Source organism: Pseudomonas sp. 1152_12 (genome assembly GCF_052850675.1).
In genome coordinates this window covers 89,048-113,009 of record NZ_VXCW01000014.1, presented here as the reverse complement: position 1 = coordinate 113,009, position 23,962 = coordinate 89,048, and the positions used below count along the sequence as shown (strand labels likewise).

The window sequence follows — 23,962 nt, the reverse complement described above, 5'->3', positions numbered from 1 at the left end:
CCATGTACAGCCAGTGGCGCAGTGCCGGACGTACGCAACGGGGCAAGGCCAGGTCGCGTAACGAAGATGCCCTCCTGGACTGCCCGCAGCACGGCTGCTGGGTAGTCGCGGACGGGATGGGCGGGCACCGGCACGGCGATGTGGCCAGTCAGTGGGTGGTCAGTAGCCTGACTTCATTAAAGGCCGAGGGCAACCTCGACCAACGCGTCAACGCTGCTCGGCAACGCCTGCAAAGTGTCAATGAGCGGCTGCGAATCGCGGGAGGGCGGTCTAACGCAAGCATCGATGTCAGGATGGGCAGTACCGTCGTTGCGTTGCTGCTCGAAGAGGGGCGCGCGGCGTGTGTGTGGGCAGGAGACAGTCGTTGTTACCTATGGCGTGGGCAGCGGCTGTACCAGTTGTCGAGGGATCACTCGTTGCTTGCGCGCCTCATGACTGAGCGCCAGTTGACTAGCGTACAAGCCCAGGCATACCCCGACGCGAGGGCGTTGACCCGTGCCATTGGTGCGCGTGGGTTATTGCGCCTGGAAGTGCTGGAGCTCAGCACCCAGCCAGGGGATGTGTTTCTCTTGTGCAGCGATGGCCTGTATCAGGCACTCAGCCACGGGGAGTTGGGACAGGCCTTGAGCGTGGGGACGCCGCGGCAGATGGTGGAGCAGTTATTTGCGATGGTGTTGCGTACGCCCGCGCGGGATGATTTGACCGCAGTCGTCGTACAGCCATGAGTAAAACATCTACCCCAGCAGGTTTGCTCGCGGGGCGCTATCTCCTTGAACGCGAATTGGGCAGAGGGGGAATGGGCGTGGTTTATCGCGCCCGAGACCTGTTACACGAACAGTTTGGCGAGCCCAGCGCAAGCGTGGCACTCAAGCTGCTGGGCGAAGCTTTTTCTGCGTGCCCTGACGCACATGTGCTGCTGTACAGCGAGTTCGCCATGACTCGCAGCCTGCGCCATGAATGCGTAGTACGGGTGTTTTCGTTCGAGGTCGACACCCCCAGCCGGGTCGCTTTTTTCACCATGGAATTGATGCACGGCATCACCCTGGACCGACTGCTGCAGGCGTGTGCTGGTGGCTTGTCGTGGCGAGAGCTGCAGCCCATAGCCATACAGTTGCTGGATGCTCTGGCTTATACCCATCAGCGAAAGGTACTGCACGGCGATGTGAAACCCGCCAACGTTATGGTCAGCGAGGAGGGCGTTCGTTTGTTCGATTTTGGCCTGGGTCATGGCCAGGCGCAGGTGGCGGCAGGTTTGCCGAGTTTGAGTCGCAACCGTTTTAATGCCTGGACACGCGCTTACGCGGCCCCGGAATTATTGGCGGGCGGCGAGTTGACTGCGGCTGCCGACTTGTATGGCGTGGCGTGCATTGTGTACGAGTTGGCCCACGGTAAGCGCCTCGGCGAACGCCAGCTCACGCAAAGGCTCGTACGACCTCGGCAACTGCCCAGGCACTGCTGGCCAGCACTACGCACGGCCTTGGCCGTTGACCCTGAACGCCGCACCATCACTGTTGCCGAGTTGCGCGAGGCGATGGGGTGCACGCGACGTGCCTGGTACCTCTAGCGAACGCCTCCCCCATCCAACCCATGCAACTGACAGTATTCCTCCCAGCTCAACCCCGCCATCTGCGCAACCTCCTTGTGCACTTCCAGGCGCTGGGCTTCGAAGGCTTCGGCAGACTCGGCCGTCAACTTGAGGGTCAGCTCCCAGGCAAACAGGTGCTGGCGCTCAGCCTCGGCCTCATAGGCTTCGTGCAGGCGTTCGGCGCGGTACTGCGCCAGTGTTTCGCCTTTGGCCTGCGCGGCCAAGGGGTTGAGGGTGTCCAACTGCGTGACCACGTCCGGGTGTTCGGCCAAGAAGCGGTCCAGTGCACGTTGGTGATTATCACCGGGTTCTGACAAGGGCTTGCTCCCGTTTAAGTGAAGTCACTAGATGGGGGCACGCCCCTGGGTTTGCAATCAAGTAGTGTGCTATGGCCGCGTACGCGGGCAACGTCACGCCGTCACTCGCGGCGTTGGCCGCAACCGTATGGGAGACGAAACGCACCGTTACCCTCTCGGCCGCAGGGTCAATGTAGACACGCTGGCTATGCACGCCAAGGGTCATGAACGTGCCATCCGGGTTGTGCATGAATCACCACCTGTTGCGATCGCTCCAGCCTCTCAGTTGGCCGTGGCCGGTGCAGGAAAACTCCAGCGGCGCGCAGGTCATAAGGGGCAGGATTCGTCTCCTGGATCTCGGGTAAGACACACGCAGCAAGGGCCGGGCTTGAGTCCGTTCGAGACTAACAGTCCAAAGCATGGGCTAATTCACCGTACGCAACAAACATCAAGGGCCGACATTAACGCTGAATAATTGCTGGTGGCGTGGCAAAAGCCTTTCGCTCTCGGTATCTGGCCGTGTAGCGTTATATAAGAATTCCGGGGGCTGCCGCCCTAGGCAGAAAGCGATGGTCGGAGGGGCGGGGCATGGTGCAAACGCTGTTCAAACTTTTCCTGACTCAACGCCTGGCGGCCTTGGCCAGTACCGAATCATTGCGCGCCATACGTGAGGGCCTGCTGTGGGTTCTGCCGTGCCTGCTGGTGTCGGCCGGCTTCCTGATCCTGTCCGAGTGCGCCAGGGTACTGGGGTTCGATCCGCAGGTGGTGGGCTTTCTGTCTGGGTTGCATAACCAGATCAGTTCGGTCATTCCGCTGCTGGTAGCGGCCTCCATTGGGTACATGCTGGCGATCCAGCACCGCTTGCCACAATTGCCCGTCGCTTTTTTGTGCCTGGCTCATGTGGTGATCGCCACATTTGTCTTGCGCGAATACCCCCGCGCTTCGGCCACCTTTGTATTGTTTATCGCCATCGCCTCGCCGCTGCTCAATGTGCCGGCGATTGCCTGGCTGAACCGTTTTCGTTGGACCCGCGTGGTCAACGAGGAACTGGTCGGCCATAACCTGCGGGGTGCAATCAATATGGTGGTGCCGGGGGGCATCACGGCGCTGTTATTGGTGGTGGTGTTGTCGCTGCTGTTACAGATTCCCTATGTGGCGCAACTCCAGGGGCCGCAGGTGCTGGATGCGCTGCAATCGCCTTATGGCAGTGGGTTGTTTGTGACCCTGATGAATTCGCTGCTGTGGTTTTTCGGCATCCACGGTGTGTATGCCATGCAGCCGCTGTTCGATGTATTGGATCAGGCTGTGGCGCTCAATAGCGCCGCACTCGCGGCGGGTGAGCCGATCAAGTACCTGCTCAACAATGGCTTGTTGGGCTGTTTTGCGTTTATCGGCGGGTCTGGCGGTGCGTTGTGCTTGTTGTTGGCGATTCTGCTGTTTTCCAAGAGCCGGTCCATGCGCTTGCTGGCGATGGCGAGTTTGCCGCTGTCGTTGTTCAATGTCAGCGAAGTACTGCTGTTCGGCTTGCCGATCATTCTCAATCCGCGCTTGTTCATCCCGTTTCTGCTGGTGCCGGCGTTCAATACCCTGTTGGCGTTGACGGTGGTCCAGTTGGGGTGGGTGGCGCCTGCGGTGGCCAGTGTGCCGTTTACCGCGCCGGTGCTGCTCAATGCCTATCTGAGCACTCATGGCGATGTGGCGGCGGTGGTGCTGCAAGTGGTGCTGCTGGGCATCGGCACCCTGGTGTATGCGCCGTATGTGCGCGCGATTCACCGCCAGGCCAGCGAGGGCGGCACGGTGTACCTCAAGTCGCTGGACATGACCTTTCGCGGGCTTGAAGAAAAGGGCCGCCTGCGCGAACTGGACCCCGTGCTGGCCTCGCACAAGTCTCTGGCCCGCCAGGCCGTGCAACTCAACCGCATCCAGCAGATCAGCGACTACGAGTTCTACCTCGAATTTCAACCCCAAGTCTCCACCCGCACTGGCCTGTGCACGGGCTGCGAGGCGTTGATGCGCGCGCGGGACAGCCAGGGCACGGTGCATTCACCCTGGGAATTCCTGCAATGGCTGGCCCAGGCGCGGTTGATGCCGGATGTGGATGTGTGGGTGGCGTCCCAGGCGGTGCGCCAGTACCAGAAGTGGCGCAAGGAGGGCTTTGCCTTGCCGATGACCATCAATATTTCCAGCGCCACGCTCACGGACGCGGCTTACGCTGATCGTCTGGTGCAGATCCTCGCCCAGGCCCATGGCCAGGTGTCGGTGGAAATCACCGAAGACGCGCTGGTCAGTGATGTCCAGGCCACGCGCCAGACCATCCAGAAACTCCAGGCTATTGGCGCCAAGGTGTATATCGACGACTTTGGCACCGGTTTTTCAGCCTTGAGTTACTTGCACCAGTTTCCGGTGGATTTCATCAAGATCGACCGCAGTTTCGTGGTGGCCCAGCGCGACCCGAAGGGCGCCCAGGTGCTGACCGGCATGCTGCGCTTCTGTGAGGCACTCAACCTCGGCGTGGTGGTCGAGGGCGTAGAGACGGCCGAGCAGTTGGCGTTCTTGAAGACCGGCACTGAGCTGTTTATTCAGGGCTGGTATTTCAGCAAGGCACTGCCCGGCGATCAGTTGCAGCGCTTTGTGCGCGAACGCGAGGCGGCTCAACTTTAGGCCGGTTGCGCGGCGTATTCGCGCTGGGTCTGTTCAATCTCTTCGACCAACCGCTCGATCCCCGCCAAGCGCGCACGGTTGTCGTGGTCCCAGGGGTGGAAGCCCGGTTTGAAGTAGTGCAGCCACGGCCGCAGCATGCGCGGGAACACGCCCTTGGGGCCGTAAAGAAACTTGAGCATGCGCCAGAAGCCCTTCATGTGCCCGCCAGCCTTGCGGTCGGCAATCAGCAGGCGCAGGTGGAAATCCAACACCACCAGCCAAAAGAATACGCTGGTGGTGAGCATGGTGCCGGTGCGCAACAGGTAGCGCCAAGGTCCGGGCTTGATCACCGTGTTCCACACATCGAACGCCACGGCTTTGTGTTCGGTTTCTTCGAGGGCGTGCCAGTACCACATTTGCTGGTAGCCCTTGAGTGAATCACCAAAGCGTGTGGGATCACTTAGCAGGATTTCCGCGAGCATCGCCGTGTAATGTTCAAGGGCGATGGTCACCGCCAGGTTGAACGACGGCGGCAGGTGTTTTTTTTGCAGATCGAGGATGAATTTCAGGCGCCGGTCCAAGGTGTGCGCGGGCAGGCCGGCAGCTTGTAAATGATCGTTATAGGCCACGTGTTCACGGCTGTGCATGGCTTCCTGGCCGATAAACCCCTGGATCTCCATTTTCAGCGCCGGGTCGTCGATGCGCTGGCGGTAGTGGCGCACGCTGTCCATAAAAAACAGCTCGCCCTGGGGAAACAGCAGCGACAACGCGTTGAAGAAGTGCGTGATGAACGGGCCTTGTTCATGCCAGTCCTTGATGCGTTCGGCAGGCAAGGCAAAACGGATATCGCGACGGATGGGTAGCATCGTAGGTGCTCCTGTTCAGAGACGAGGTTCGTCGTTGGTTTCAAACACCGGCGTGCGCTGTTTGGGCGCCATGCGCTTGCTGGCGAACACCACTAGGGCTTGATAAGCGGCGGGCAGGCAGCGGGCGAGCAGGTCGAGAAAAAACGCGTCGCGGCCGATCAGCACGCGGCGTTTGTTGTTGCGTACGCCTTGCAGGATGACCTTGGCGGCGTGGTCGGCGTCGGTGATGAAGAGTTTTTCGAAGTCGGCGCGGGCCTGTTGCTCGCTGTGGATCAGAAAGCCGGTCATGTTCGCGTCGATACGGCTACTGCGGCAGATATCGGTGCGGATCCCGCCAGGGTGCACACAGGTGGCGGACACGCCGCAGCGTTGCAGGTCAAGTTCCTGGCGCAGGGCTTCGGTAAACCCACGCACGGCAAACTTGGTGGCGTTGTAGCCGCTCATGCCGGGCTGGGCAAACAGGCCGAACACGCTGGAAGTGTTGATCACATGCCCGTCGCCGCTGGCTTTGAGGTGCGGCAAAAACGCCTTGGTGCCATGCACCACGCCCCAGAAATTGATGCCGACGATCCACTCCAGATCAGCGTAGTCCACGCCTTCGACGGTGCTCGACAGCGCCACGCCGGCATTGTTGAAGATCAGGTTGACCTGGCCGTGGTCAGCCATGCAGCGCGCCGCCCAGTCCTGCATGGCCTGGCGGTCGGACACATCGAGCACCTGGGTGGTGATCGTCACCGGCGCCAGCGTTGAGGTCTTGATCTGTGCCAAGGTCTGTTCCAGGCCCTGGCTGTTCTTGTCCGCCAGCGCCAGGTGGCAACCTTCGCGGGCGAGCGCTAATGCCAGTGCGCGGCCCATGCCGGACGCTGCGCCGGTGATGGCCGCTACGCGGCCGTTGAATGACTTCATGACAGGCTGCCTTCTGCGGTGGAGTGGGGCGCCGTAACCGCGCGAAGTGTCGGCGCAGGCATTGGGTTGGCGATGTAATCCTTGAGGGCGAAGTGGCGCGTGACCTGTTTGAAGCGCCAGGTCGAGCCGGGCCACAGGGTGGTGTTTTTACCGGTGCGCGGGTCGAGGTACCAACTCTGGCAACCACCGGTACTCCAGATGGTGCGCTTGAGCTTGGCTTGCAATTGTTGGTTGTAGGCCAGCTCCACGGCGGGTTTGACGTCCACAGTGGCGATGCGTTGGCGCTGCATGTGCAAGAGGGCATCGAGGATGTAGGTGACTTGGGCTTCGATCATCAGAATCATCGAGTTATGCCCAAGGCCGGTATTCGGCCCGACAATCAGGAACAGGTTCGGATAGCCCGGCACCGTGGTGCCTTTGTAGGCGTGGGCGCCGTCGCGCCAGGCGTCCATCAGGTCGATGCCGTCGCGGCCGATGATGCATTCGCGGGGCAGCGGGTCGGTGGCCTGGAACCCGGTGCCGAAAATCAGACAGTCGGCCGGGTGCTTGATACCGTCGGCGGTGATCACACCGTCAGCTTCGATGCGCAGCACCTTGTTGGTGACCACCTCGACATTGCTGCGCGACAGCGCCGGGTAATAGTCATTGGAGATAAGCACACGCTTACAGCCGATGGTGTAGTCCGGTGTCAGGGTTTTGCGCAGGGAAGGGCGCGCAACTTGTTTGTGCAGGTGACGCAGGGCGATTTTCTGCACCATCTTCATCAGCCGTGGGTGCCGGGCAAAGCCGACCACGCGGCCTTCCAGCGCCCAGTAAAACGCCCCGCGCACCAAGCGCTGAGTGAAGGGCAGGTGCTTGAAGGCCCAGCGCTCAAGGCGCGAAATCTTGCGGTCGGGCTTGGGCATGATCCACGGCGGCGTGCGCTGGAACAGGTCCAGGTGCGCCACCTGCGGCGCGATCTGCGGCACGAACTGGATAGCGCTGGCGCCGGTGCCGATCACCGCCACGCGTTTGCCTTTCAATGAGTAGTCATGGTCCCAGTGCTGGGAGTGGAAGCTTTTGCCCTTGAAGCTGTCCAGCCCCGGAATATCTGGCAGTGCTGGGCGCGACAGCCCACCCATGCCCGACACTAGCACCCGCGCGCTGATCTGGCGGCCATCGCTGAAGCTCAGTTGCCAGCGTTGCTGCTGTTCATCGAACACTGCACGTTCAAGGCCCATGCCGAAACGCAGGAAGGGCGCCAGCTCGAAACGCTGTGCGCATTGCTCCAGGTACGCGCGGATCTCTGCCTGGGGCGCGAACTGGCGGGTCCAGTCCGGGTTTGGTGCAAACGAAAACGAGTACACGTGGGACTGCACATCGCAAGCGCAACCCGGGTAGTGGTTGTCGCGCCAGGTGCCGCCGAGGGTGGCGGCCTGTTCGGCGACAAAGAAGTCGGTGAGCCCGGCTTCCTTGAGTTTAATCGCCATGCACAGGCCGGCAAAACCTGAACCGATGATGGCGATGTCGATGCAATCGCTGTGGGCATTCATAGGCTGTCCTTTATGGGCATCGGATGTGCTCCTGTTTTTGTTTTGTCTTTTAGATAGAACACCATTGCAAAGGAAAAATGAATTAATTATTTTAAAAAAGATTTTAAATAATCTACCTGAAAATTTCGCCTACGCTAGGACCTTGTTCCGTATGTGCGACTTGTCCGACGGACGAGCACGGTATGCATGCAGTTTAGGTCCAGGGTGTGGACGTTGGCTGAGGCCTTGATCAATACCGGTCAGGTCGCTGGCGGCAGGGAAGCAGAGGACCGAGCTATGGCTGTTGAGTGGGTTGTCGCTGCAGGTGTATTAGCGGGTGCGAGCGCAGTGTTGTGGGGCTTCAGTGCCTGGATGACACGGCGCATTGAAGCGTCTGTCCCGATCAACGGGCGCTTCGTCGAGGTCGATGGCGAGCGCTTTCATTATGTAGAGGAAGGCAAAGGCCCGCCGCTGGTGATGATTCACGGGCTGATGGGCAGCAGTCGCAACCTGACGTATGCCTTGTCCGGCCAGTTGCGTGAGCGTTTTCGCGTGATCACGCTGGATCGTCCGGGGTCGGGCTATTCCACGCGCCACAACGGCACGGCGGCAGACCTGCCGGGACAGGCTCGGCAAGTCGCTGCGTTTATCAAAACGCTGGAGCTGGATAAACCGCTGGTGCTGGGGCATTCCCTTGGCGGGGCGATTGCTTTGGCGCTGGCGCTTGACCATCCCCACGCGGTTTGCGGGTTGATTCTGGTGGCGCCGCTGACCCATCCCCAGCGCCTGCTGCCGCTGGTATTCCTGTCCCTCGCGGTGCGTCCGGCGTGGTTGCGGCGCTGGATGTCACACACCCTGACCATGCCCGTCGGCCTGCTGACCAAAGGTTCGGTAGTGAAGGGCGTATTCGCCCCCGATGCCGCGCCGTCGGACTTCGCCACACGCGGTGGCGGGCTGCTGGGTATGCGCCCAGACAACTTCTACGCCGCCTCCACCGAGATCAACACGGTCAATGATCACCTGCCGGACATGGTCAAGCGCTACCCGCAGCTGACCCTGCCAATCGGCCTGATCTATGGCGCGCGCGACAAGGTGCTGGACTTCCAGAAGCACGGCCAGGCCCTGGCGAGCAAGGTGCCTGGGCTGAAGCTGCAGGTGGTGGAGGGCCGTGGGCATATGCTGCCGATCACCGCCACCGAGCGCGTGGTTGCTGTGGTGGAGCAAGTCGCCAAACGCGTCAGGCCGGTAGAAAGCGCCACCGTATTGCACCCTCCGTTTGCCCTGGCGGGTAAATAGTTGTGCTACCCGACTCGCGGTTCAACGGCGTCGATGCCTGCTTTAGACACCTGACCAAACGGCTGAAAAAGAGACTGCTCGGTCACGTCAAGAAGCCTTCGAGAAACTAGTTGACGACCTAACGATTCCGCGCTATTTATTTAAAAAAATTATTTCAATGTGTAATTTGAAACAATTTTTGAAGTGCCTAAGAGCGAATAAAATAATGAAAAAAACGCCTTTTATCGCATCTCCAATCTGTCTCGTTCGGAGGCTGCCATGAATCAAACTCTGGTAACTCCGACCGTCTGGACCGACGGCAAACGTCATCTCTGGTGGCTGGGCATCATGCCCCTGGCAACCCCATTGCTGTCCGGCGCGCTGGCCATTACCACTGGCGTGCAGCAACTGTGGTGGGGCGGCGTGTTGGTGATCTTCGGCTTGATCCCCTTGATCGACGGCCTGCTCGGCGAAGACGTCAGCAACCCACCCGAATCCGCCGTCAGTAACCTTGAATCGCAAAGCTACTACCGTTGGATCGTCTACACCGGCGTACTGTTTGTGATCGCCTCCGTGGTGATCACCGGCTGGCTGGCCGCCGGCGGTATCGACTGGATCATCACCGGCGGGCTGCTCAATGCCACCGCCACCCTCGACCCATCAGGCTGGCTGGCCAAAACTGCCGCGTTCATTACCGCTCGCACTGAGCTGCATGGCGAAATCAGTTGGTTCACTTACCTGGGCATGGCGATGTCCACTGGTGCCGCCACGGGTATTGCGATCAACACTGCCCACGAACTGGGGCACAAGCCCAAGCCGCTGGAAGTGTTCCTGGCCAAAGTCACATTGGCGCCGACGTTCTACGGGCACTTCTACACCGAACACAACCGTGGTCATCACGTGCGCGTGGCGACGCCCGAAGATCCGGCCAGTTCGCGCCTGGGCGAAAGCTTCTGGGCGTTCTTGCCGCGCTCGGTGTGGCTCAGCGCCGTATCGGCGTGGAACCTGGAGCGTGAGCGCCTGCGTAAACTCGGCCTGCCGGTGCTGCACTGGAAGAACGCCGTGCTCAGCGCCTGGATGTACAGCGTGGTGTTGTGGGGCGCGATGATTGCCTGGCTGGGGGCGGCAGTGATTCCGTTCCTGATCATCCAGGGCATTTATGGGTTCTCGTTACTGGAAGTGGTCAACTACGTGGAGCACTACGGGCTGAAACGCCAGACGTTGCCCAACGGCCGTTATGAGCGTTGCTCGCCACGGCACTCGTGGAACAGCAATCGGATCGTGACCAATATCTTTCTGTTCCAACTGCAGCGTCATTCCGATCACCATGCTAACCCCACGCGTAGTTATCAGTCTTTGCGCCACTTTGATGAGTCGCCGCAACTGCCTTATGGCTACGCGAGCATGATTGTCTGGGCCTATGTGCCGTACTTGTGGCGACGCCGCATGGACCATCGGGTACTGAATCATTACGCCGGCGATATCAGCCTGGCTAATCTTCAACCGTCACAACGTTTGAAGTACCTGGAGAAGTACAGCAACAGTGCCAGGCCGTTTTGATCTGATTTAAAAACAGGATGGGCGTACTCGGGATCTGTGTATCGCGCAGGTTTTCATCGTCCAAGGTTTAGCGGTTTAGTTGCAAGAAAGTGGTTTGACCCGAACAACAATAATTTCAAGGGAAGGACGTACATTATGCAAAGCCCTGCCAAGTTCACCGCCCATGTCGTATTGGCCGCCCTGGGTCTGATTGTTTACCACCAGGCCCAGGCCGCGCGTATAGAGCCTGCCGGCAGCGCCTTTACGGCCCAGGGGCCGATCAGCTTTTCCAAGGGCGCCCTGATCAGCGCCGACTGCACCATCAAGGTGGCCGGAAAGGTCGCGGCCGATGGTTCATCGGTGAATGTCGATAAAGTGGAATTTGACGGCGGCCTTAAGTGCAGCCGCGTCGAAGCCATCAACTTGCCTTGGGTATTAGTTGCCAAGGACACCAAGAGCGGTTCCATGTCGAAGATCAGCGTAGATGTTCACGCGTTTGGCTTGGGCGGCAAGTGCGGCCCTTCAACCGCCGACGGTACATGGGACAATGCCACCGGCAAGTTGGAAGCCGCGAACGTACCGATTGGTGAAGACTGCAAGATCAAGACGGTATCCATCACGATGCCGCCAACCTTCAAAGTTGTCGACTAAACGCGTTCTAACGATGCAGCGGTAATTGAATTGAGATTTGGCTGGAAAGGGAAGTTCTGCAGTTTCACCGTGACCTCTCGATCATGGCCATTACCCCTGGCGAAATGGTTCGCCATAACATGTGAGGAAAAACAATGAAAAGCTTGAAAACTCTCGTGTCGTTGACTGCTCTGGCTGTTTGCATGGGTGCTGCTTCGATGGCCAATGCGGCTTCGATCAGCCCGGAAGGGCCTTTTACCACCACCGCAGGCTCCATCGTCGTGCAGTCACCGTCTTCATTCGGGGGCTCTGTGACGTGCGGTATTACCTTCAGCGGTAATGTCAGTGGCGGTGTTGCCACTATCAACAATGCCGCCCTGACCGGTGGCGGCCTGTGCTCGTTGCCAACCCTCAAAAGCATCCCGTCGCCAGGCTGGAAGCTGACTGCATTGTCGGGCACTACAGGCCAGGTGGAGAACGTGGGTTACACCATCAAAAAGTCTATCGTTATCCCAGCCACCGACTGCGGCCCTTCCACCATCAGTGTGGCCTGGAACGCTGCGACTCACACCCTCACCGCGGCTAACCAGGCGCTGAGCGGCGGCTGCAACATTGTCTCGCTGACCACCACTGCCGCCGGTCTGACCGTTAACCCATAAAGGGCGCGCGTCGCAGGACAAAGGGTTGATCACCCGTTGAAAAACCGGTGCCTCGCAAGAGGTGCCGGCTGACGTGGTAAGCCGGCAATGCCGGGAGCGCATAATAATAAGGAGTGCCGCATGATCACTAAGAAACAACAGGCTCAAACACTGCTGGGGCTGGCATTACTGGGGGGGCTGATGACGACAGCGCCCGTGCAGGCGGGTGGTTTCTCCACGCCGACTTACGGTGCCCCTGGATGGGGTCGGGCGTTCGGCGGCGGTTCTCTGTTCAAGAACGACCCTAGCTCTGCTTACAACAACCCGGCGGCCATGGCATTTGTCGACCAGGCCGTGGTTCAACAGACTGTCGACTATGCGCGTGTGAAGATTAAATACAGCGGCCAGGCTTACGATTACGCCGGTAACCCAGCGTCCAATACCGCCGTGATGCCCGATGGCAGCTTTGACCCGAGTACGGCAGTCGTCAACAACAATGACGGTGGCCAGGGTGGTTTCACCGCCTGGTTGCCGACCGGTTTTCTGGTCATCCCGATGGGTGACCGTTTTGCATTCGGCCTCAGTCAGGTCGTGCCACAAGGGATGCGTACCACCTGGAATGAAAACTCCAAGTTTCGCGACTTTGCCGTCGACACCAAAATCGAAACCGTCGGCCTGACGGGGTCGTTATCGTTCAAGGTGCGTGACGACTTCTCCATCGGTGGTGGCATGATCGTCCAGCGTAGCCAAGGCTTCGTCAGCCAGAACATCGATCTGTTTTCCGCTGCGTCGGTCTCTCCCGGTTTGGGCAATGGGGCGTTTCCGTCGGGTGTCGGCAGCGCGCTGATGCGCGTCAAGGTCGATAACGTCTCCGTTGGCTGGTTTACTGGCGTTGTCTGGAAGCCGACTGATCAAGACTCGTTGGGCCTTAACTACCACGCCAAAATCAAAAACAAGCTGACCGGTAAATACAAGATCCGGGCTGATGCGTTGAACAACGGTTTGATGACCGACGACACCGTCTTCGGTACCGGTAAGACGCTGGTCGAAACGGCGTACCCAGGGCTGAAGTTGTACCCCAACGGCGCCAATGCCAGCACTCAGCTGGATATTCCGGCGACTGCCGCGATCGACTGGGTGCACCAGTTCAACGACCGTTGGACCTTGGGTATCAGCGCCATGTGGACGCAATGGTCGTCCTTCAAGGACCTGACACTCAAGTCCGAGGGCTCGACGATCGTTGCCATTCCTTACAACTATCGGGATGCCTGGATGTACTCCGTGGGTGGCGATTTCAAGGCCACCGATGAGCTGACCCTGCGGGCCGGTGTGGCGTATGACCAAACCCCCACGCGCAACTCGACGCGCGATCCACGTATCCCGGACGGCGATCGTTACTTTGCTTCGCTGGGTGCGGGTTACGACATCAAGGCCATTCCGGGCTTGACGCTGGATGCCGCGTATTCGCACCAGTTTGTTGAGAAGGTCAACATCAAAACCCAAAACGTTGATCGTCTGGGCGGCGGTCGACTGGACGGTACGGCTGAGTCTTCAGGCGACATCGTCAGTCTGTCTGCCACCTACAAGTTTTAAAACCGTTGCGGCCCGAGCACCCAGCGCATCTGGGTGCTCGCGGCTTAACCCCCTGATTGCTGTTCAAGCAGGCTGACGCGTTCAGCCCGTTATTGTTGCGCGAAAGCATTAAATAAAAATTTCAAAACATAATTTGAATTTGTCTTTTCAAGTTTGTAGTGTGGTCTTGCGCCGCCGCTCATTTCGAGTGGCCTGCGCATCGGCCACGCCCTGAATCAAGTAGAGGTATCCCCATGGTTATCTGGTTATTGGTGGGCTTTGCAGCAGCGATTGCCCTGGCGTATCGACAAGCCGTCGCCGCCTTGTGGTTGGGCGCTGGCCTTATCTGGCTGGCAGCGGGTTACCTGTTCAACGTGGTGGCCGGGTTTGGCGCCACCGTCGCGGCGATACTGGTGGTGTTGCCCGCGCTGCTGCTGGCGATCAAGCCCCTGCGCCGTGCGTTGTTGACCAGCAAGGCCCTGGGCCTGTTTCGCACGATCATGCCAGCGATGTCCGACACCGAGCGCGCTGCGATCGAATCCGGCACCGTCTGGTGGGACGCCGAGCTGTTCAGCGGCAAACCCAACTGGGACCGCCTGCTCAAGGCTGCACCGGCCAGCCTCAGCGCTGAAGAACAAGCCTTTCTCGATAACGAGGTCGAGACCCTCTGTGACATTGCCAACGACTGGGAAACCACCCAGGTCTGGCAGGACATGTCCCCCGAAGGCTGGCAGTACACCAAGGACGCCGGATTCCTCGGCATGATTATTCCCAAGCAATATGGCGGCAAAGGCTTCTCCCACTACGCGCATTCGCAGGTGGTGATGAAACTGTCGACGCGCTGCTCGGCGGCGGCGATTTCGGTGATGGTGCCCAACTCCCTCGGCCCGGCCGAACTGCTGCTGCATTACGGCACCGATGCCCAGCGCAATTACTACCTGCCGCGTCTGGCGCGCGGTGAAGACATCCCGTGCTTTGCGCTGACCAGCCCGTATGCCGGTTCCGATGCCGGGGCGATTCCGGACTTGGGCATCGTCTGCAAAGGCGTGCACGAAGGCGAAGAAGTGCTGGGTTTCAAAGTGACCTGGGACAAGCGCTATATCACCCTTGGGCCCATCGCCACGGTGCTGGGCCTGGCGTTCCGTGCCGAAGACCCGGACGGTTTGCTCGGCAAGGCGGGTTCCCTGGGGATTACCTGCGCGTTGATTCCGACGTCCCATCCTGGGGTGAACAGCGGCCGTCGTCACTGGCCTTTGAACGCCGTGTTCCAGAACGGCCCGACCACCGGCAAGGATGTATTTATTCCGCTGGAATGGGTGATCGGTGGCCGCGAACAAGTCGGCAACGGCTGGCGCATGCTGATGGAATGCCTGGCGGCCGGTCGCGCGATATCTCTGCCATCGGCTAACGTCGGCCTGGGCAAGGTCGCGGTACGCGGCACCACCGCCTACGCCGCCATGCGTAAACAGTTCGGCCTGCCCATCGGCAAGTTCGAAGGCGTGCAGGCGCCATTGGCGCGCATGGCCGGGCATTTGTATGCCTGTGACGCGGTGCGCAAGGTCTCGGTGGCGTCCCTGGATGCCGGCGAGAAACCCTCGGTGATCTCGGCCATCGCCAAATACCACGTCACCGAGCGCGCGCGGATCATCGTCAACGACGGCATGGACATCGTCGCCGGCAAGGGCATCTGTATGGGGCCGAATAACTTCCTGGCCCGCGCTTACCAGCAAAGCCCGATTGCGATCACCGTGGAGGGTGCGAACATCATGACCCGTTGCCTGATCATCTTTGGTCAGGGGCTGATCCGCTGCCACCCTTATGTGTTCCGCGAGATGGAAGCGGCGCGCAACCCGGACCGGCGCAAGGCGCTGGAGGCATTCGACAGCGCGATGTTCGGCCATGTGAGTTTTGTGCTGGCCAATACCGTGCGCGCGGCGGTGCATTCGTTGACGGGTGGACGGCTGCTTTCCGTACCGGCCAAGACCGAGCCGGCGCTGGCGTCCTACTACCGCCAGGCCAATCGGCTGTCGGTGGTATTGGCGTTGATCTCGGACGTGTCCATGGGCGTGCTCGGCGGTGCACTCAAGCGCAAGGAAAGTATCACCGGGCGCCTGGGCGATATTCTGTCGCAGCTGTACATCCTGTCCTGCGTGCTCAAGCGCTTTGAGGATGACGGACGGCCCCAGGCAGACCTGCCGCTGGTGCACTGGTCGGCCCAGGACGCGCTGTTGCGTGCCCATGAAGCCCTGGCCGAAGTGCTCGATAACTACCCCTCCAAAGCCGCTGCAGTCGTGGTGCGCGGTTTGAGTTTCCCGTTCGGTATTCCCCTGCGCAAACCCTCGGACCGCTTACTGGCGCAAGTGGCGGATGTGGTGCAAACCCCGGGCGAAACCCGCGACCGCCTGCTGGCCAATTCCTATATTCCACGCCCGGAAATCGACAAGCTGGCTTACGGCGAATTGGGCTTGCGCTTGTTGCCGCAGGTAGAACTGATCGAAGCGCGGCTCAAGTCGGCGGTCAAGCAAGGCCTGATCGAACCGATGCCGATTTGCGCCACGGCCTTCACCGGCTGGCGCGTCAAAGCGCGGGCGCTGGACTTGATCAGTGATGAGGAAGACAGCTTGCTGGGGCGCTATGTGGAATACGCCGACCATGGCATTCAAGTCGACGACTTCCCGCAGGATTTCGGTTTGCTCGAAGCGTTGCAGCAGCGTCAGCAAGCGCTGGAGCCCAAGGCCAAACGCCGCACCCCCCAAGGCGAAAACGCCTCGGTGAACTAGGACAATCGCGGTCCAACTGTGGGAGCTGGCAAGCCAGCCCCCACAGGGGATTGGGTTTACAAGGCAGGATTGTTTTGTGAGTGGGACCTTTTATGAGTGACAGCTACCTATCCTTCGTCAATTCCCCCTGGGGCCGGCGTCTGGCCCAGGCTATCGGCCTGCCGCAACCCTTGCCGTTGCAGCGTCATCGCAGCGGCCAGCCAGGCCTGGCCAACCCGGTGATCGTCGCCGGGGCAGGGCGGCTTGCCTCGCAGGTGCAACAGATTTTCGAGGCCACCGACACCGTCGCCGCCACCCCGGCGACCCTCAAGGCGCCGTCCACGGTCAAGGTACAGGGCGCGGTGTTCGACGCCAGCGGCGTGCTCGACTTGCAGCAGCTCGATGAGCTTTACGTGTTCTTCCACGCCAACGCTAAACGCCTCGGCCACCACGGCCGCGTGGTGGTGCTCGGCACCGCGCCGGAACATTGCCGGGATTTGCCCCAGGCCATTGCCCAGCGCGCCCTTGAAGGCCTGGTGCGTTCGCTGGCCAAGGAACTGCGCCGGGCGATCACCGTGCAACTGATCTACGTCGCCCCAGGTGCCGAAGATGCCCTGGACAGCAGCTTGCGGTTCTTCCTGTCGCGCCGTTCGGCCTATGTGTCGGGGCAAGTGGTGCGCCTGGAAAAACCGGTGGACGGCGCTGTCGCCGTGAACTGGGACAAACCCTTCGTCGGTCGGCGTGCGCTGGTGACGGGTGCTTCCCGTGGGATTGGGCTGGCCATCGCCCAAGTGCTGGCCCGCGACGGCGCGCATGTGGTCTGCGTCGACGTGCCCCAAGCCCAGGAAGCGCTGCGCCAAGCCGCCGAGCGTGTGAACGGCTCAGCCTTGCCGCTGGACATCACCGCCAGCGATGCCGCTGCGCTGTTGCAAGCGCATGTCAGCCAATACGGTGCCTTCGACGTGGTGGTGCACAACGCCGGGATCACCCGCGACAAAACCATCGCCAAGATGACCGAGACGGCTTGGCGCAATGTGCTGGCGGTCAACCTGGAGGCGCCGTTGCAACTGAGTAATGCATTGCTGCAAAAGCAGGGGCTCAATCCTGGCGGGCGGATTGTGTGCGTGTCGTCGATCTCCGGCATTGCCGGCAACCTGGGGCAAAGCAACTACGCCACCTCCAAGGCCGGCGTTATTGGCCTGGTGCAAGGCCTCGCACCGTTGGCCGCAGCGCAGCAGATCACCGTGAATGCCGTGGCGCCGGGGTTCATCGAGACGCAGATGACGGCAAAGATACCGCTGATGATTCGCGAAGCGGGGCGGCGCATGAACTCGATGTCCCAAGGTGGGCAGCCGATTGATGTCGCCGAAACCATTGCCTGGCTGGCGCACCCGGCGTCCGGCGGGGTCAATGGCCAAATCGTACGCGTGTGCGGCCAAAGCCTGCTGGGAGCCTGAGCCATGGACTACGTGACACAGATCATCGACCCGCCACCGTCGCGCACCCGGTTAGTGCTCGATGGCGTGCGTGCGCTGCGCAAACCCAAGCTCGACGGTGCACCGCTGCTGCCCCAAGCGCGGCTGGTGCGCTCGGCGGTGGAACTGTCGGCCAGTGGCATCGCCGCCTATGGTCGCGCTTGTGATTTTCGGCGCGAGCAGGGCGTGCCGTTGTGCTATCCGCACGTGCTGGCCTTCCCGTTGCACCTGATGCTGCTGACGCGGCCCAGCTTTCCTTACCCGGCCAGCGGCATGGTGCACCTGGCCAATCGCATTCGTCAGCACCAGCGCTTGCACGAAGGCCAGGCCTTGCGCCTGGAGGTGTTTTGCCAGCGCTGGGTGGCGCATCCCAAAGGCCAGGCGCTGATCATTGCCACGCGGGCCTACGCCGCCGATGCGCGGGTGTGGGAGAGCGACAGCCTGTACCTGCGTCGCGAGGTGAAAGACCCCGTCGGTGAACCGTGGGATGACGTTTTGCCCTTGCAGGACGACGGGTTGCTGCGCACCCAACGCTGGGTGCTGCCCGCCGACCTGGGCCGCAGGTTTGCCAAGGTGTCGGGGGATTTCAACCCGATCCATACCTCGGTGATCGGTGCAAAAATCTTCGGCTTTCGTCGCGCCATCGCCCATGGCATGTGGACACTTGGCCGCGCCTTGGCGGCCCAGCAACCGCCCGGAGGCCTGGACCAGGCGCAGGCACACTGCGACTTTAAATTGCCGATCCTCCTGCCCGGCCAGGTCGCGCTGTGGAGTCGCCCTGTGACCGGCCCGCGCCGTGAGTTCGAAGTGCGCAGTTTTTCTGGCGATAAACCGCATATGCGCGGGCTGTTTATTTGGAATGAGAACCGTCGATGACTGACTACAGCTTCAACCCGGCCCCGACTCGTCGCGTGGCGATTATCGGCGGCAACCGTATTCCGTTTGCCCGCTCCAATAGCGTGTATGCCCACGACAGCAACCAGGACTTGCTCGTCGCCGCTTTGCAAGGCCTGGTTGAGCGCTACAACCTGCATGGCCAACGCTTGGGCGAGTTTGCCGCAGGCGCGGTGATCAAGCATTCACGGGATTTCAACCTGGCGCGTGAGTCATTGTTGTCCACCACACTGTCGCCCGAAACCCCCGCGTACGACGTGCAACAAGCTTGCGGCACGGGCCTGGAAGCGGCGTTGCTGGTGGCCAATAAAATCGCCCTGGGCCAGATCGAAGTGGGCATTGCCGGGGGCGCCGACACCACCTCCGATGCACCCATCGGCATTAATGAATCTCTGCGCCACACCTTGCTCGCGGCCAATCGCGCCAAGGGCCTGGGTGAGAAGTTGAAAACGCTGCTTAAGGTGCGCCCGGCGATGTTTTTCAAGCCGTTGCTGCCGCGCAATGGCGAGCCGCGTACCGGCTTGTCGATGGGCGAGCACTGCGAAGAAATGGCTAAGCGCTGGCAGATCAAGCGCCTGGCCCAAGACGAGCTGACCCTGACCAGCCATCATCGCCTGGACGCGGCCTACCAACGGGGCTTCTTTGACGACTTGATCAGCCCTTACCGTGGCTTGGCGCGCGACAATAATTTGCGCGCCGATGCCAGCCTGGAAAAACTCGCCGGGCTGTCCCCGGCCTACGACCGCCAGAGCGGCACCCTCACGGCGGGCAACTCCACGCCGCTGACCGATGGCGCCTCGGTGGTGCTGTTGGCCAGTGAAGCATGGGCGGCTGAACAGGGCTGGCCAGTGCTGGCCTACCTGCGCACCGGCGAGACGGCGGCGGTGAGTTTTGTCGACGGCGCTGAGGGCCTGTTAATGGCGCCGGCCTATGCGGTGCCACGCATGCTCAAACGTGAAGGCCTGAGCTTTGCCGACTTCGATTTTTTCGAGATCCACGAAGCCTTCGCCGCGCAGGTGCTGTGCACCCTCAAGGCCTGGGAAGACGCCGATTACTGCCGCGAGCGACTAGGCTTGGACACACCGCTAGGCGCCATCGACCGCAGCAAGATGAATGTCAACGGCGGCTCGCTCGGCTGCGGTCATCCGTTCGCCGCCACGGGTGGCCGGCAACTGGCGGCGCTGGCCAAAACCATCCATGAGAACGGTGGCGGACGCGGCTTGATTTCGATCTGCGCGGCGGGTGGGCTGGGCATTTCCGCCATCGTCGAAAAGTAGCGTTAAAACAATAACAACAAGGAGACTGCCATGAACGCTGTAAGCCTGGAACACGCCGAACGGATCTGGTTGAACGCTTACTTGCCCGGCGTGCCGGCGGACATCGAGTCCGGTATTGAAGACTACCCGTCGCTGCGCGAGGTGTTCCTGGAGCACCTGGAAAAATTTCGCGAGCGCGTTGCCTACGTCAGTATCGGCACCGAAATGACCTATGCCGACTGGCAGGTGCAAGGCATTGCGTTTGCCGCCTGGCTGCAGGGCCAGGGCGTAAAGAAGGGCGATCGCGTGGCGTTGATGATGCCCAACTGCTTGCAGTACCCCATCTGCCTATTGGGCACGATCCTGGCCGGTGCGGTGGTGGTCAACGTCAACCCGTTGTACACCGCCCATGAGCTCAAGCATTTACTCAAGGACAGCGGCGCCGAAACGGTGGTGATCTTCGAAAACTTCGCCCACACCCTGGAAAAGGTCGTGGCCGGCAGCAGCGTCAAGCGCGTGGTCGTGGCGGCCATCGGCGACTTGCTCGGCACCTTGAAGGGCGCGGCGATGAACTTCATCCTGCGCAGCGTGCAAAAGCAGGTGCCCACATTCAACCTGCCGGGCGCCGTGCGCTTCAACAAGGTGCTGAAACAGGGGCGGGCGCTCAATCATCTCCCGGTGGCGATGAACCTCGATGAGCTGGCCTTCCTGCAATACACCGGCGGCACCACGGGGGATGCCAAGGGCGTGATGCTCAGCCACCGCAACATCATCGCCAACCTGCTGCAGGCCAAGGCTTGGGTCGGCGACCAGTTGGACCAAAATAAGCAGGAAACCAATGTCACCTTGCTGCCGCTGTACCACATCTTTTCCCTGACGGTGAACTGCCTGATGTTCATGTGCCTGGGCGGGCGCAACATTCTGATCGCCAACCCGCGTGACGTGAAGCGTGTGCAGATGATCCTGCGCAAAGAGCGCTTTAACGGGATTGCCGGGGTCAACACCTTGTTTAATGGCTTACTGGAAAACAAGCAATTCTGCGCGCGGGACTTTTCCGACCTGCGCATGGTGATCGCGGGCGGCATGGCCACGCACACGGCGGTGGCCAAGCGTTGGAAGGAGGTGACCGGGCTGCCGATCATCGAGGGCTACGGGCTGACCGAATGCTCGCCGGTGGTGAGCATCAGCCCTATCGACATCTCACGCATGCGCGAAATGGCGTTTACCGGCAGCATTGGCGTGCCCTTGCCGTCGACCTGGGTGCGCTTTATGCGCGAGGACGGCGAGTTGGCCGACATCGGTGAACAGGGCGAACTGCAAGTGCGCGGGCCGCAGGTGATGCAGGGTTACTGGAAGCGCCCGAAGGAAACCGCCGAAGTGCTGGATGCTGAGGGCTGGTTGTCGACCGGTGATATCGGCGTGATGGATGAGCGCGGCTATATCCGCCTGGTCGACCGCAAGAAGGACATGATTCTGGTCTCGGGCTTCAACGTGTACCCGAATGAAATCGAAGACGTGGTGGCCTTGCACCCAGGCGTGAGTGAAGTGGCGGCCATCGGCGTGGAAGACGCTGTGACCGGCGAGAAAGTGAAAATCATCGTCGTGCGCAAAGACCCGAACCTGACCCAGGAGCAGATCCTTGCTCACTGCCGGGAATACCTGACAGGGTACAAAGTGCCGCGGTATGTGGAATTTCGCACCACCGAACTGCCCAAGACCACCGTCGGCAAAGTACTGCGCCGCGCCTTGCGCTGATTTACCGGTGTAGGTGATCTAACTGTGGGAGCGGGCTTGCCCGCTCCCACATGGGTGTTGTGTAAATCTAGGCGATCAGTGTTTCCAGGCGGTTGGATTCACCAGGTTTTTCGGCCGCTCACCCGCCAGCGCCGCCAGCAGATTGTCCACCGCGCACTTGGCCATCGCCTCACGTGTTTCGTGGGTCGCCGAGCCAATATGCGGCGTCGCCACCACATTATTCAAACGCAACAACGCCGAGTCATGATTCAACGGCTCGCGCTCAAACACATCCAATCCCGCCGCGCGAATCGTGCGCTGTTGCAGCGCTTCGATCAGGGCTGCTTCATCGACGACTTTGCCGCGCGAGATGTTGATAAAGATCGTCTCCTGGCCCATCAGCGCGAATTCTTCAGCGCCAATTAATTGCTCGGTTTCGGCGGTCAGCGGCAAGGTCAGGCAGACAAAATCAGCTTCCTTGAGCAAGCCCTCCAGGCTGCGGTACTGCGCGCCGAAGCGTTCCTCCACCAACGGCTTGGGCGAGTGGCTGTGGTAAATCACCGGCATGCCAAAACCAAAATGTCCGCGCTGGGCCAAGGCTTCACCGATGCGGCCCATGCCGATGATGCCCAAGGTTTTGCCATGCACGTCGCTGCCGAAATGTGCCGGGCCGATGGTGTTGTTCCATTGGCCGGCACGCACCATGTGGGCCAGTTCGACCACCCGGCGAGCGGTGGCCAGGATCAGCGCGAAGCCGGTATCGGCGGTGGTTTCGGTGAGCACGTCCGGGGTGTTGCTGAGCAGAATGCCGCGTTGGGTCAGGTACTCGATATCGTAATTGTCGACGCCCACCGAGACACTGGCCACCGCCTCAAGAGTTGGGGCCAGGTCGAGCAGCTTGGCATCCAGGCGCAGGCTCGCGCCCAGCAGGCCTTGGGCGTTGGGCAGGGCTTCGCGCAACTTGGCCAGGCCCGGTTCATCGAGCGCCTCAATCAGTGTGACGTCGGCCTGCTCGTGCAGGCGGGCCATCAGTGGTGCGGAGAGCTTTTTATATAAAACCACAGATTTTTTCATCAGGTTTTCACCTTCAATCCAAGAGTGGGCATCGGCGCGCGTACTCGGTCGCTGGCGCCGGGCTTGAGGAAAATTGTCAGTACCACGGCCAGCATCAGGGCACCGCTCATCAGCAGGTACGAGGCGCCGGGCGAACCGGTGCTGCTATTGAGGTAACCCACCAGGTACGAGCCGCCAAAAGAACCGAGCGCGCCCATGCTGTTGATCAGCGCCATGGCGCCACCGGCGACGTTGGCGGGCAGGATCTCAGGGACAATCGCGAAGAACGGCCCGTAGGGCGCATACATGCAGGCCCCGGCGATCACCAGCAGGGTGTAGGACCACCAGAAGTGTTCGGCGCCGAGCACGTAGGAGGCGTAGAACGCGATGGAGGCAATCAGCAAGGGCGGCCACACAAAACGTTTACGTTTTTGCAGTTTGTCCGAGCCCCACGACACTGCGAGCATGCCGATCACGGCCGCCAGGTAAGGCAGTGCCGACAGCCAGCCAGCTTCGACCATGTCCATCTGCAAACCGGCCTTGAGGATCGACGGCAGCCACAACACAAAGCCGTACACGCCGATGCTCCAGCAGAAAAACTGCAGCGCCAGGATGATCACTTTCGGCGAGCGGAAGGCTTCGGCGTAGTTCTTCACCGCTTTGATCCCGACTTGCTCGTCGGCCAGGGCGCTTTCCAGGTCTTTTTTGTGTTGTTCACTCAGCCACTTGGCGTCCGCGGGTTTTTCGTCCGCCAGTTTCCACCAGATAAACGCCCAGATCACCGCCGGTAAACCTTCGATGATAAACATCCAGCGCCAGCTGAAATGCTGCACCAAATAGCCCGAAACCACCGACATCCACAGCATGGTTACCGGGTTGCCGAGGATCAGGAAGGTGTTGGCGCGTGAGCGTTCGGCACGCGTAAACCAGTGGCACAGGTACACCAGCATCGCCGGCATTACTGCGGCTTCAACCACGCCGAGCATGAAGCGAATGGCGATCAACATGTAGGCGTTGGACACCACGCCGGTCAGGGTGGCGAGACCGCCCCAGAGGATCAGGCTGACGAAAATCAGCTTCTTAACGCTGCGTTTTTGCGCGTAGATGGCCCCCGGCACCTGGAAGAAAAAGTACCCGAGGAAGAACAGCGCGCCCAGCAGCGACGACATGCCGGGGGTGATCATCAGGTCTTCGGCCATCCCCGAGGCGGCGGCGAAGCCGTAGTTGGCGCGGTCCAGGTAGGCCAGGCTGTAGGTGATAAACACGATGGGCATGATGTACCACCAGCGGCGGGTGGCGAGTTTCAAGGTATCCATGGAGTTGCTCCTGAGCT

The 23,962-nt window shown here is 60.7% G+C and carries 19 protein-coding genes; 13 read left to right on the top strand and 6 right to left on the bottom strand.

From position 1 onward, the window contains the following. The first annotated feature begins 2 nt into the window (after positions 1–2). Positions 3–725 carry a PP2C family protein-serine/threonine phosphatase gene (locus FW764_RS23515; RefSeq protein ID WP_446436006.1) on the top strand — a complete coding sequence of 241 codons (723 nt, stop codon included), beginning with the start codon at positions 3–5 and terminating at the stop codon, positions 723–725. Further along, positions 722–1,564, top strand: coding sequence for a serine/threonine-protein kinase (locus FW764_RS23510; protein WP_446435963.1), 843 nt, complete (start codon positions 722–724; stop codon positions 1,562–1,564). Before FW764_RS23515 ends, FW764_RS23510 begins: the two co-directional genes overlap by 4 nt. On the opposite strand, the gene FW764_RS23505 is transcribed toward FW764_RS23510, so the two are convergent. Then, complete coding sequence (locus tag FW764_RS23505; RefSeq protein ID WP_446435962.1) at positions 1,561–1,902, bottom strand: DUF6388 family protein; 342 nt, start codon at positions 1,900–1,902, stop codon at positions 1,561–1,563. The two genes, FW764_RS23510 and FW764_RS23505, sit on opposite strands and share 4 nt — an antisense overlap. A gap of 567 nt (positions 1,903–2,469) precedes the next feature. Here FW764_RS23505 and FW764_RS23500 point away from each other — a divergent pair. After that, entirely contained in the window at positions 2,470–4,542 is a 2,073-nt protein-coding gene (locus FW764_RS23500) for an EAL domain-containing protein (RefSeq protein ID WP_446435961.1), read from the top strand. Here the strand turns inward: FW764_RS23500 and FW764_RS23495 are convergent. Genes FW764_RS23495 through FW764_RS23485 form a run of 3 tightly spaced genes read right to left on the bottom strand, consistent with a single transcriptional unit; the run spans position 4,539 to position 7,825 of the window. Continuing rightward, positions 4,539–5,387, bottom strand: coding sequence for a metal-dependent hydrolase (locus tag FW764_RS23495; RefSeq protein WP_446435960.1), 849 nt, complete (start codon positions 5,385–5,387; stop codon positions 4,539–4,541). The two genes, FW764_RS23500 and FW764_RS23495, sit on opposite strands and share 4 nt — an antisense overlap. 15 nt (positions 5,388–5,402) lie before the next feature. Continuing rightward, a complete protein-coding gene (locus tag FW764_RS23490; RefSeq protein WP_446435959.1) occupies positions 5,403–6,293 on the bottom strand; it encodes an SDR family NAD(P)-dependent oxidoreductase in 891 nt (296 codons plus the stop codon). Then, positions 6,290–7,825, bottom strand: coding sequence for a flavin-containing monooxygenase (locus tag FW764_RS23485; protein ID WP_446435958.1), 1,536 nt, complete (start codon positions 7,823–7,825; stop codon positions 6,290–6,292). Before FW764_RS23485 ends, FW764_RS23490 begins: the two co-directional genes overlap by 4 nt. Before the next feature lie 276 nt (positions 7,826–8,101). Between FW764_RS23485 and FW764_RS23480 the strand changes: the two genes are divergently transcribed. The 10 genes from FW764_RS23480 to FW764_RS23435 all read left to right on the top strand — a co-directional run bounded on the left by FW764_RS23480 (position 8,102) and on the right by FW764_RS23435 (position 21,597). Next, positions 8,102–9,100, top strand: a complete 999-nt coding sequence (locus FW764_RS23480; RefSeq protein WP_446435957.1) for an alpha/beta fold hydrolase — start codon at positions 8,102–8,104, stop codon at positions 9,098–9,100. A 258-nt stretch (positions 9,101–9,358) separates the two neighbouring features. Then, positions 9,359–10,639, top strand: a complete 1,281-nt coding sequence (locus tag FW764_RS23475) for an alkane 1-monooxygenase (protein WP_446435956.1) — start codon at positions 9,359–9,361, stop codon at positions 10,637–10,639. A 135-nt stretch (positions 10,640–10,774) separates the two neighbouring features. Beyond that, complete coding sequence (praA, locus tag FW764_RS23470) at positions 10,775–11,269, top strand: alkane oxidation protein activator PraA (protein ID WP_446435955.1); 495 nt, start codon at positions 10,775–10,777, stop codon at positions 11,267–11,269. Between the two features lie 134 nt (positions 11,270–11,403). Continuing rightward, complete coding sequence (gene praB, locus FW764_RS23465) at positions 11,404–11,907, top strand: alkane oxidation protein activator PraB (protein WP_446435954.1); 504 nt, start codon at positions 11,404–11,406, stop codon at positions 11,905–11,907. Positions 11,908–12,027: 120 nt separating this feature from the next. Beyond that, the gene (locus FW764_RS23460) at positions 12,028–13,479 is read left to right on the top strand and encodes an outer membrane protein transport protein (protein ID WP_446435953.1); all 1,452 of its coding nucleotides are present in this window, start codon (positions 12,028–12,030) and stop codon (positions 13,477–13,479) included. 233 nt (positions 13,480–13,712) lie between these two features. Then, complete coding sequence (locus FW764_RS23455; RefSeq protein ID WP_446435952.1) at positions 13,713–16,238, top strand: acyl-CoA dehydrogenase; 2,526 nt, start codon at positions 13,713–13,715, stop codon at positions 16,236–16,238. A 92-nt stretch (positions 16,239–16,330) separates the two neighbouring features. Next, entirely contained in the window at positions 16,331–17,674 is a 1,344-nt protein-coding gene (locus FW764_RS23450; protein ID WP_446435951.1) for a 3-oxoacyl-ACP reductase, read from the top strand. A gap of 3 nt (positions 17,675–17,677) precedes the next feature. Further along, complete coding sequence (locus tag FW764_RS23445) at positions 17,678–18,568, top strand: MaoC/PaaZ C-terminal domain-containing protein (protein WP_446435950.1); 891 nt, start codon at positions 17,678–17,680, stop codon at positions 18,566–18,568. After that, positions 18,565–19,863, top strand: a complete 1,299-nt coding sequence (locus tag FW764_RS23440; protein WP_446435949.1) for an acetyl-CoA C-acetyltransferase — start codon at positions 18,565–18,567, stop codon at positions 19,861–19,863. The genes FW764_RS23445 and FW764_RS23440 overlap by 4 nt, the downstream gene beginning before the upstream one ends. 30 nt (positions 19,864–19,893) lie before the next feature. Further along, positions 19,894–21,597: an AMP-binding protein gene (locus FW764_RS23435; protein WP_446435948.1), complete on the top strand. Its 1,704-nt coding sequence runs from the start codon at positions 19,894–19,896 to the stop codon at positions 21,595–21,597. Between the two features lie 75 nt (positions 21,598–21,672). Here FW764_RS23435 and FW764_RS23430 read toward each other — a convergent pair whose 3' ends face one another. Then, the gene (locus FW764_RS23430) at positions 21,673–22,650 is read right to left on the bottom strand and encodes an NAD(P)-dependent oxidoreductase (protein WP_446435947.1); all 978 of its coding nucleotides are present in this window, start codon (positions 22,648–22,650) and stop codon (positions 21,673–21,675) included. Continuing rightward, positions 22,650–23,945, bottom strand: coding sequence for an MFS transporter (locus FW764_RS23425; RefSeq protein WP_446435946.1), 1,296 nt, complete (start codon positions 23,943–23,945; stop codon positions 22,650–22,652). The genes FW764_RS23430 and FW764_RS23425 overlap by 1 nt, the downstream gene beginning before the upstream one ends. Between the last annotated feature and the right edge of the window lie 17 nt (positions 23,946–23,962).

Excerpts from the sequence above, each read along its gene's own strand:
- FW764_RS23510 (WP_446435963.1), top strand. The coding sequence starts at position 722 with ATGAGTAAAACATCTACCCCAGCAGGTTTGCTCGCGGGGCGCTATCTC.
- FW764_RS23440 (WP_446435949.1), top strand. The coding sequence starts at position 18,565 with ATGACTGACTACAGCTTCAACCCGGCCCCGACTCGTCGCGTGGCGATT.
- FW764_RS23435 (WP_446435948.1), top strand. The coding sequence starts at position 19,894 with ATGAACGCTGTAAGCCTGGAACACGCCGAACGGATCTGGTTGAACGCT.
- FW764_RS23480 (WP_446435957.1), top strand. The coding sequence starts at position 8,102 with ATGGCTGTTGAGTGGGTTGTCGCTGCAGGTGTATTAGCGGGTGCGAGC.
- FW764_RS23460 (WP_446435953.1), top strand. The coding sequence starts at position 12,028 with ATGATCACTAAGAAACAACAGGCTCAAACACTGCTGGGGCTGGCATTA.
- FW764_RS23495 (WP_446435960.1), bottom strand. The coding sequence starts at position 5,387 with ATGCTACCCATCCGTCGCGATATCCGTTTTGCCTTGCCTGCCGAACGC.
- FW764_RS23500 (WP_446435961.1), top strand. The coding sequence starts at position 2,470 with ATGGTGCAAACGCTGTTCAAACTTTTCCTGACTCAACGCCTGGCGGCC.
- praA (WP_446435955.1), top strand. The coding sequence starts at position 10,775 with ATGCAAAGCCCTGCCAAGTTCACCGCCCATGTCGTATTGGCCGCCCTG.
- FW764_RS23475 (WP_446435956.1), top strand. The coding sequence starts at position 9,359 with ATGAATCAAACTCTGGTAACTCCGACCGTCTGGACCGACGGCAAACGT.
- FW764_RS23430 (WP_446435947.1), bottom strand. The coding sequence starts at position 22,650 with ATGAAAAAATCTGTGGTTTTATATAAAAAGCTCTCCGCACCACTGATG.
- FW764_RS23445 (WP_446435950.1), top strand. The coding sequence starts at position 17,678 with ATGGACTACGTGACACAGATCATCGACCCGCCACCGTCGCGCACCCGG.
- FW764_RS23455 (WP_446435952.1), top strand. The coding sequence starts at position 13,713 with ATGGTTATCTGGTTATTGGTGGGCTTTGCAGCAGCGATTGCCCTGGCG.
- FW764_RS23490 (WP_446435959.1), bottom strand. The coding sequence starts at position 6,293 with ATGAAGTCATTCAACGGCCGCGTAGCGGCCATCACCGGCGCAGCGTCC.
- FW764_RS23485 (WP_446435958.1), bottom strand. The coding sequence starts at position 7,825 with ATGAATGCCCACAGCGATTGCATCGACATCGCCATCATCGGTTCAGGT.
- FW764_RS23425 (WP_446435946.1), bottom strand. The coding sequence starts at position 23,945 with ATGGATACCTTGAAACTCGCCACCCGCCGCTGGTGGTACATCATGCCC.
- praB (WP_446435954.1), top strand. The coding sequence starts at position 11,404 with ATGAAAAGCTTGAAAACTCTCGTGTCGTTGACTGCTCTGGCTGTTTGC.
- FW764_RS23515 (WP_446436006.1), top strand. The coding sequence starts at position 3 with ATGTACAGCCAGTGGCGCAGTGCCGGACGTACGCAACGGGGCAAGGCC.
- FW764_RS23450 (WP_446435951.1), top strand. The coding sequence starts at position 16,331 with ATGAGTGACAGCTACCTATCCTTCGTCAATTCCCCCTGGGGCCGGCGT.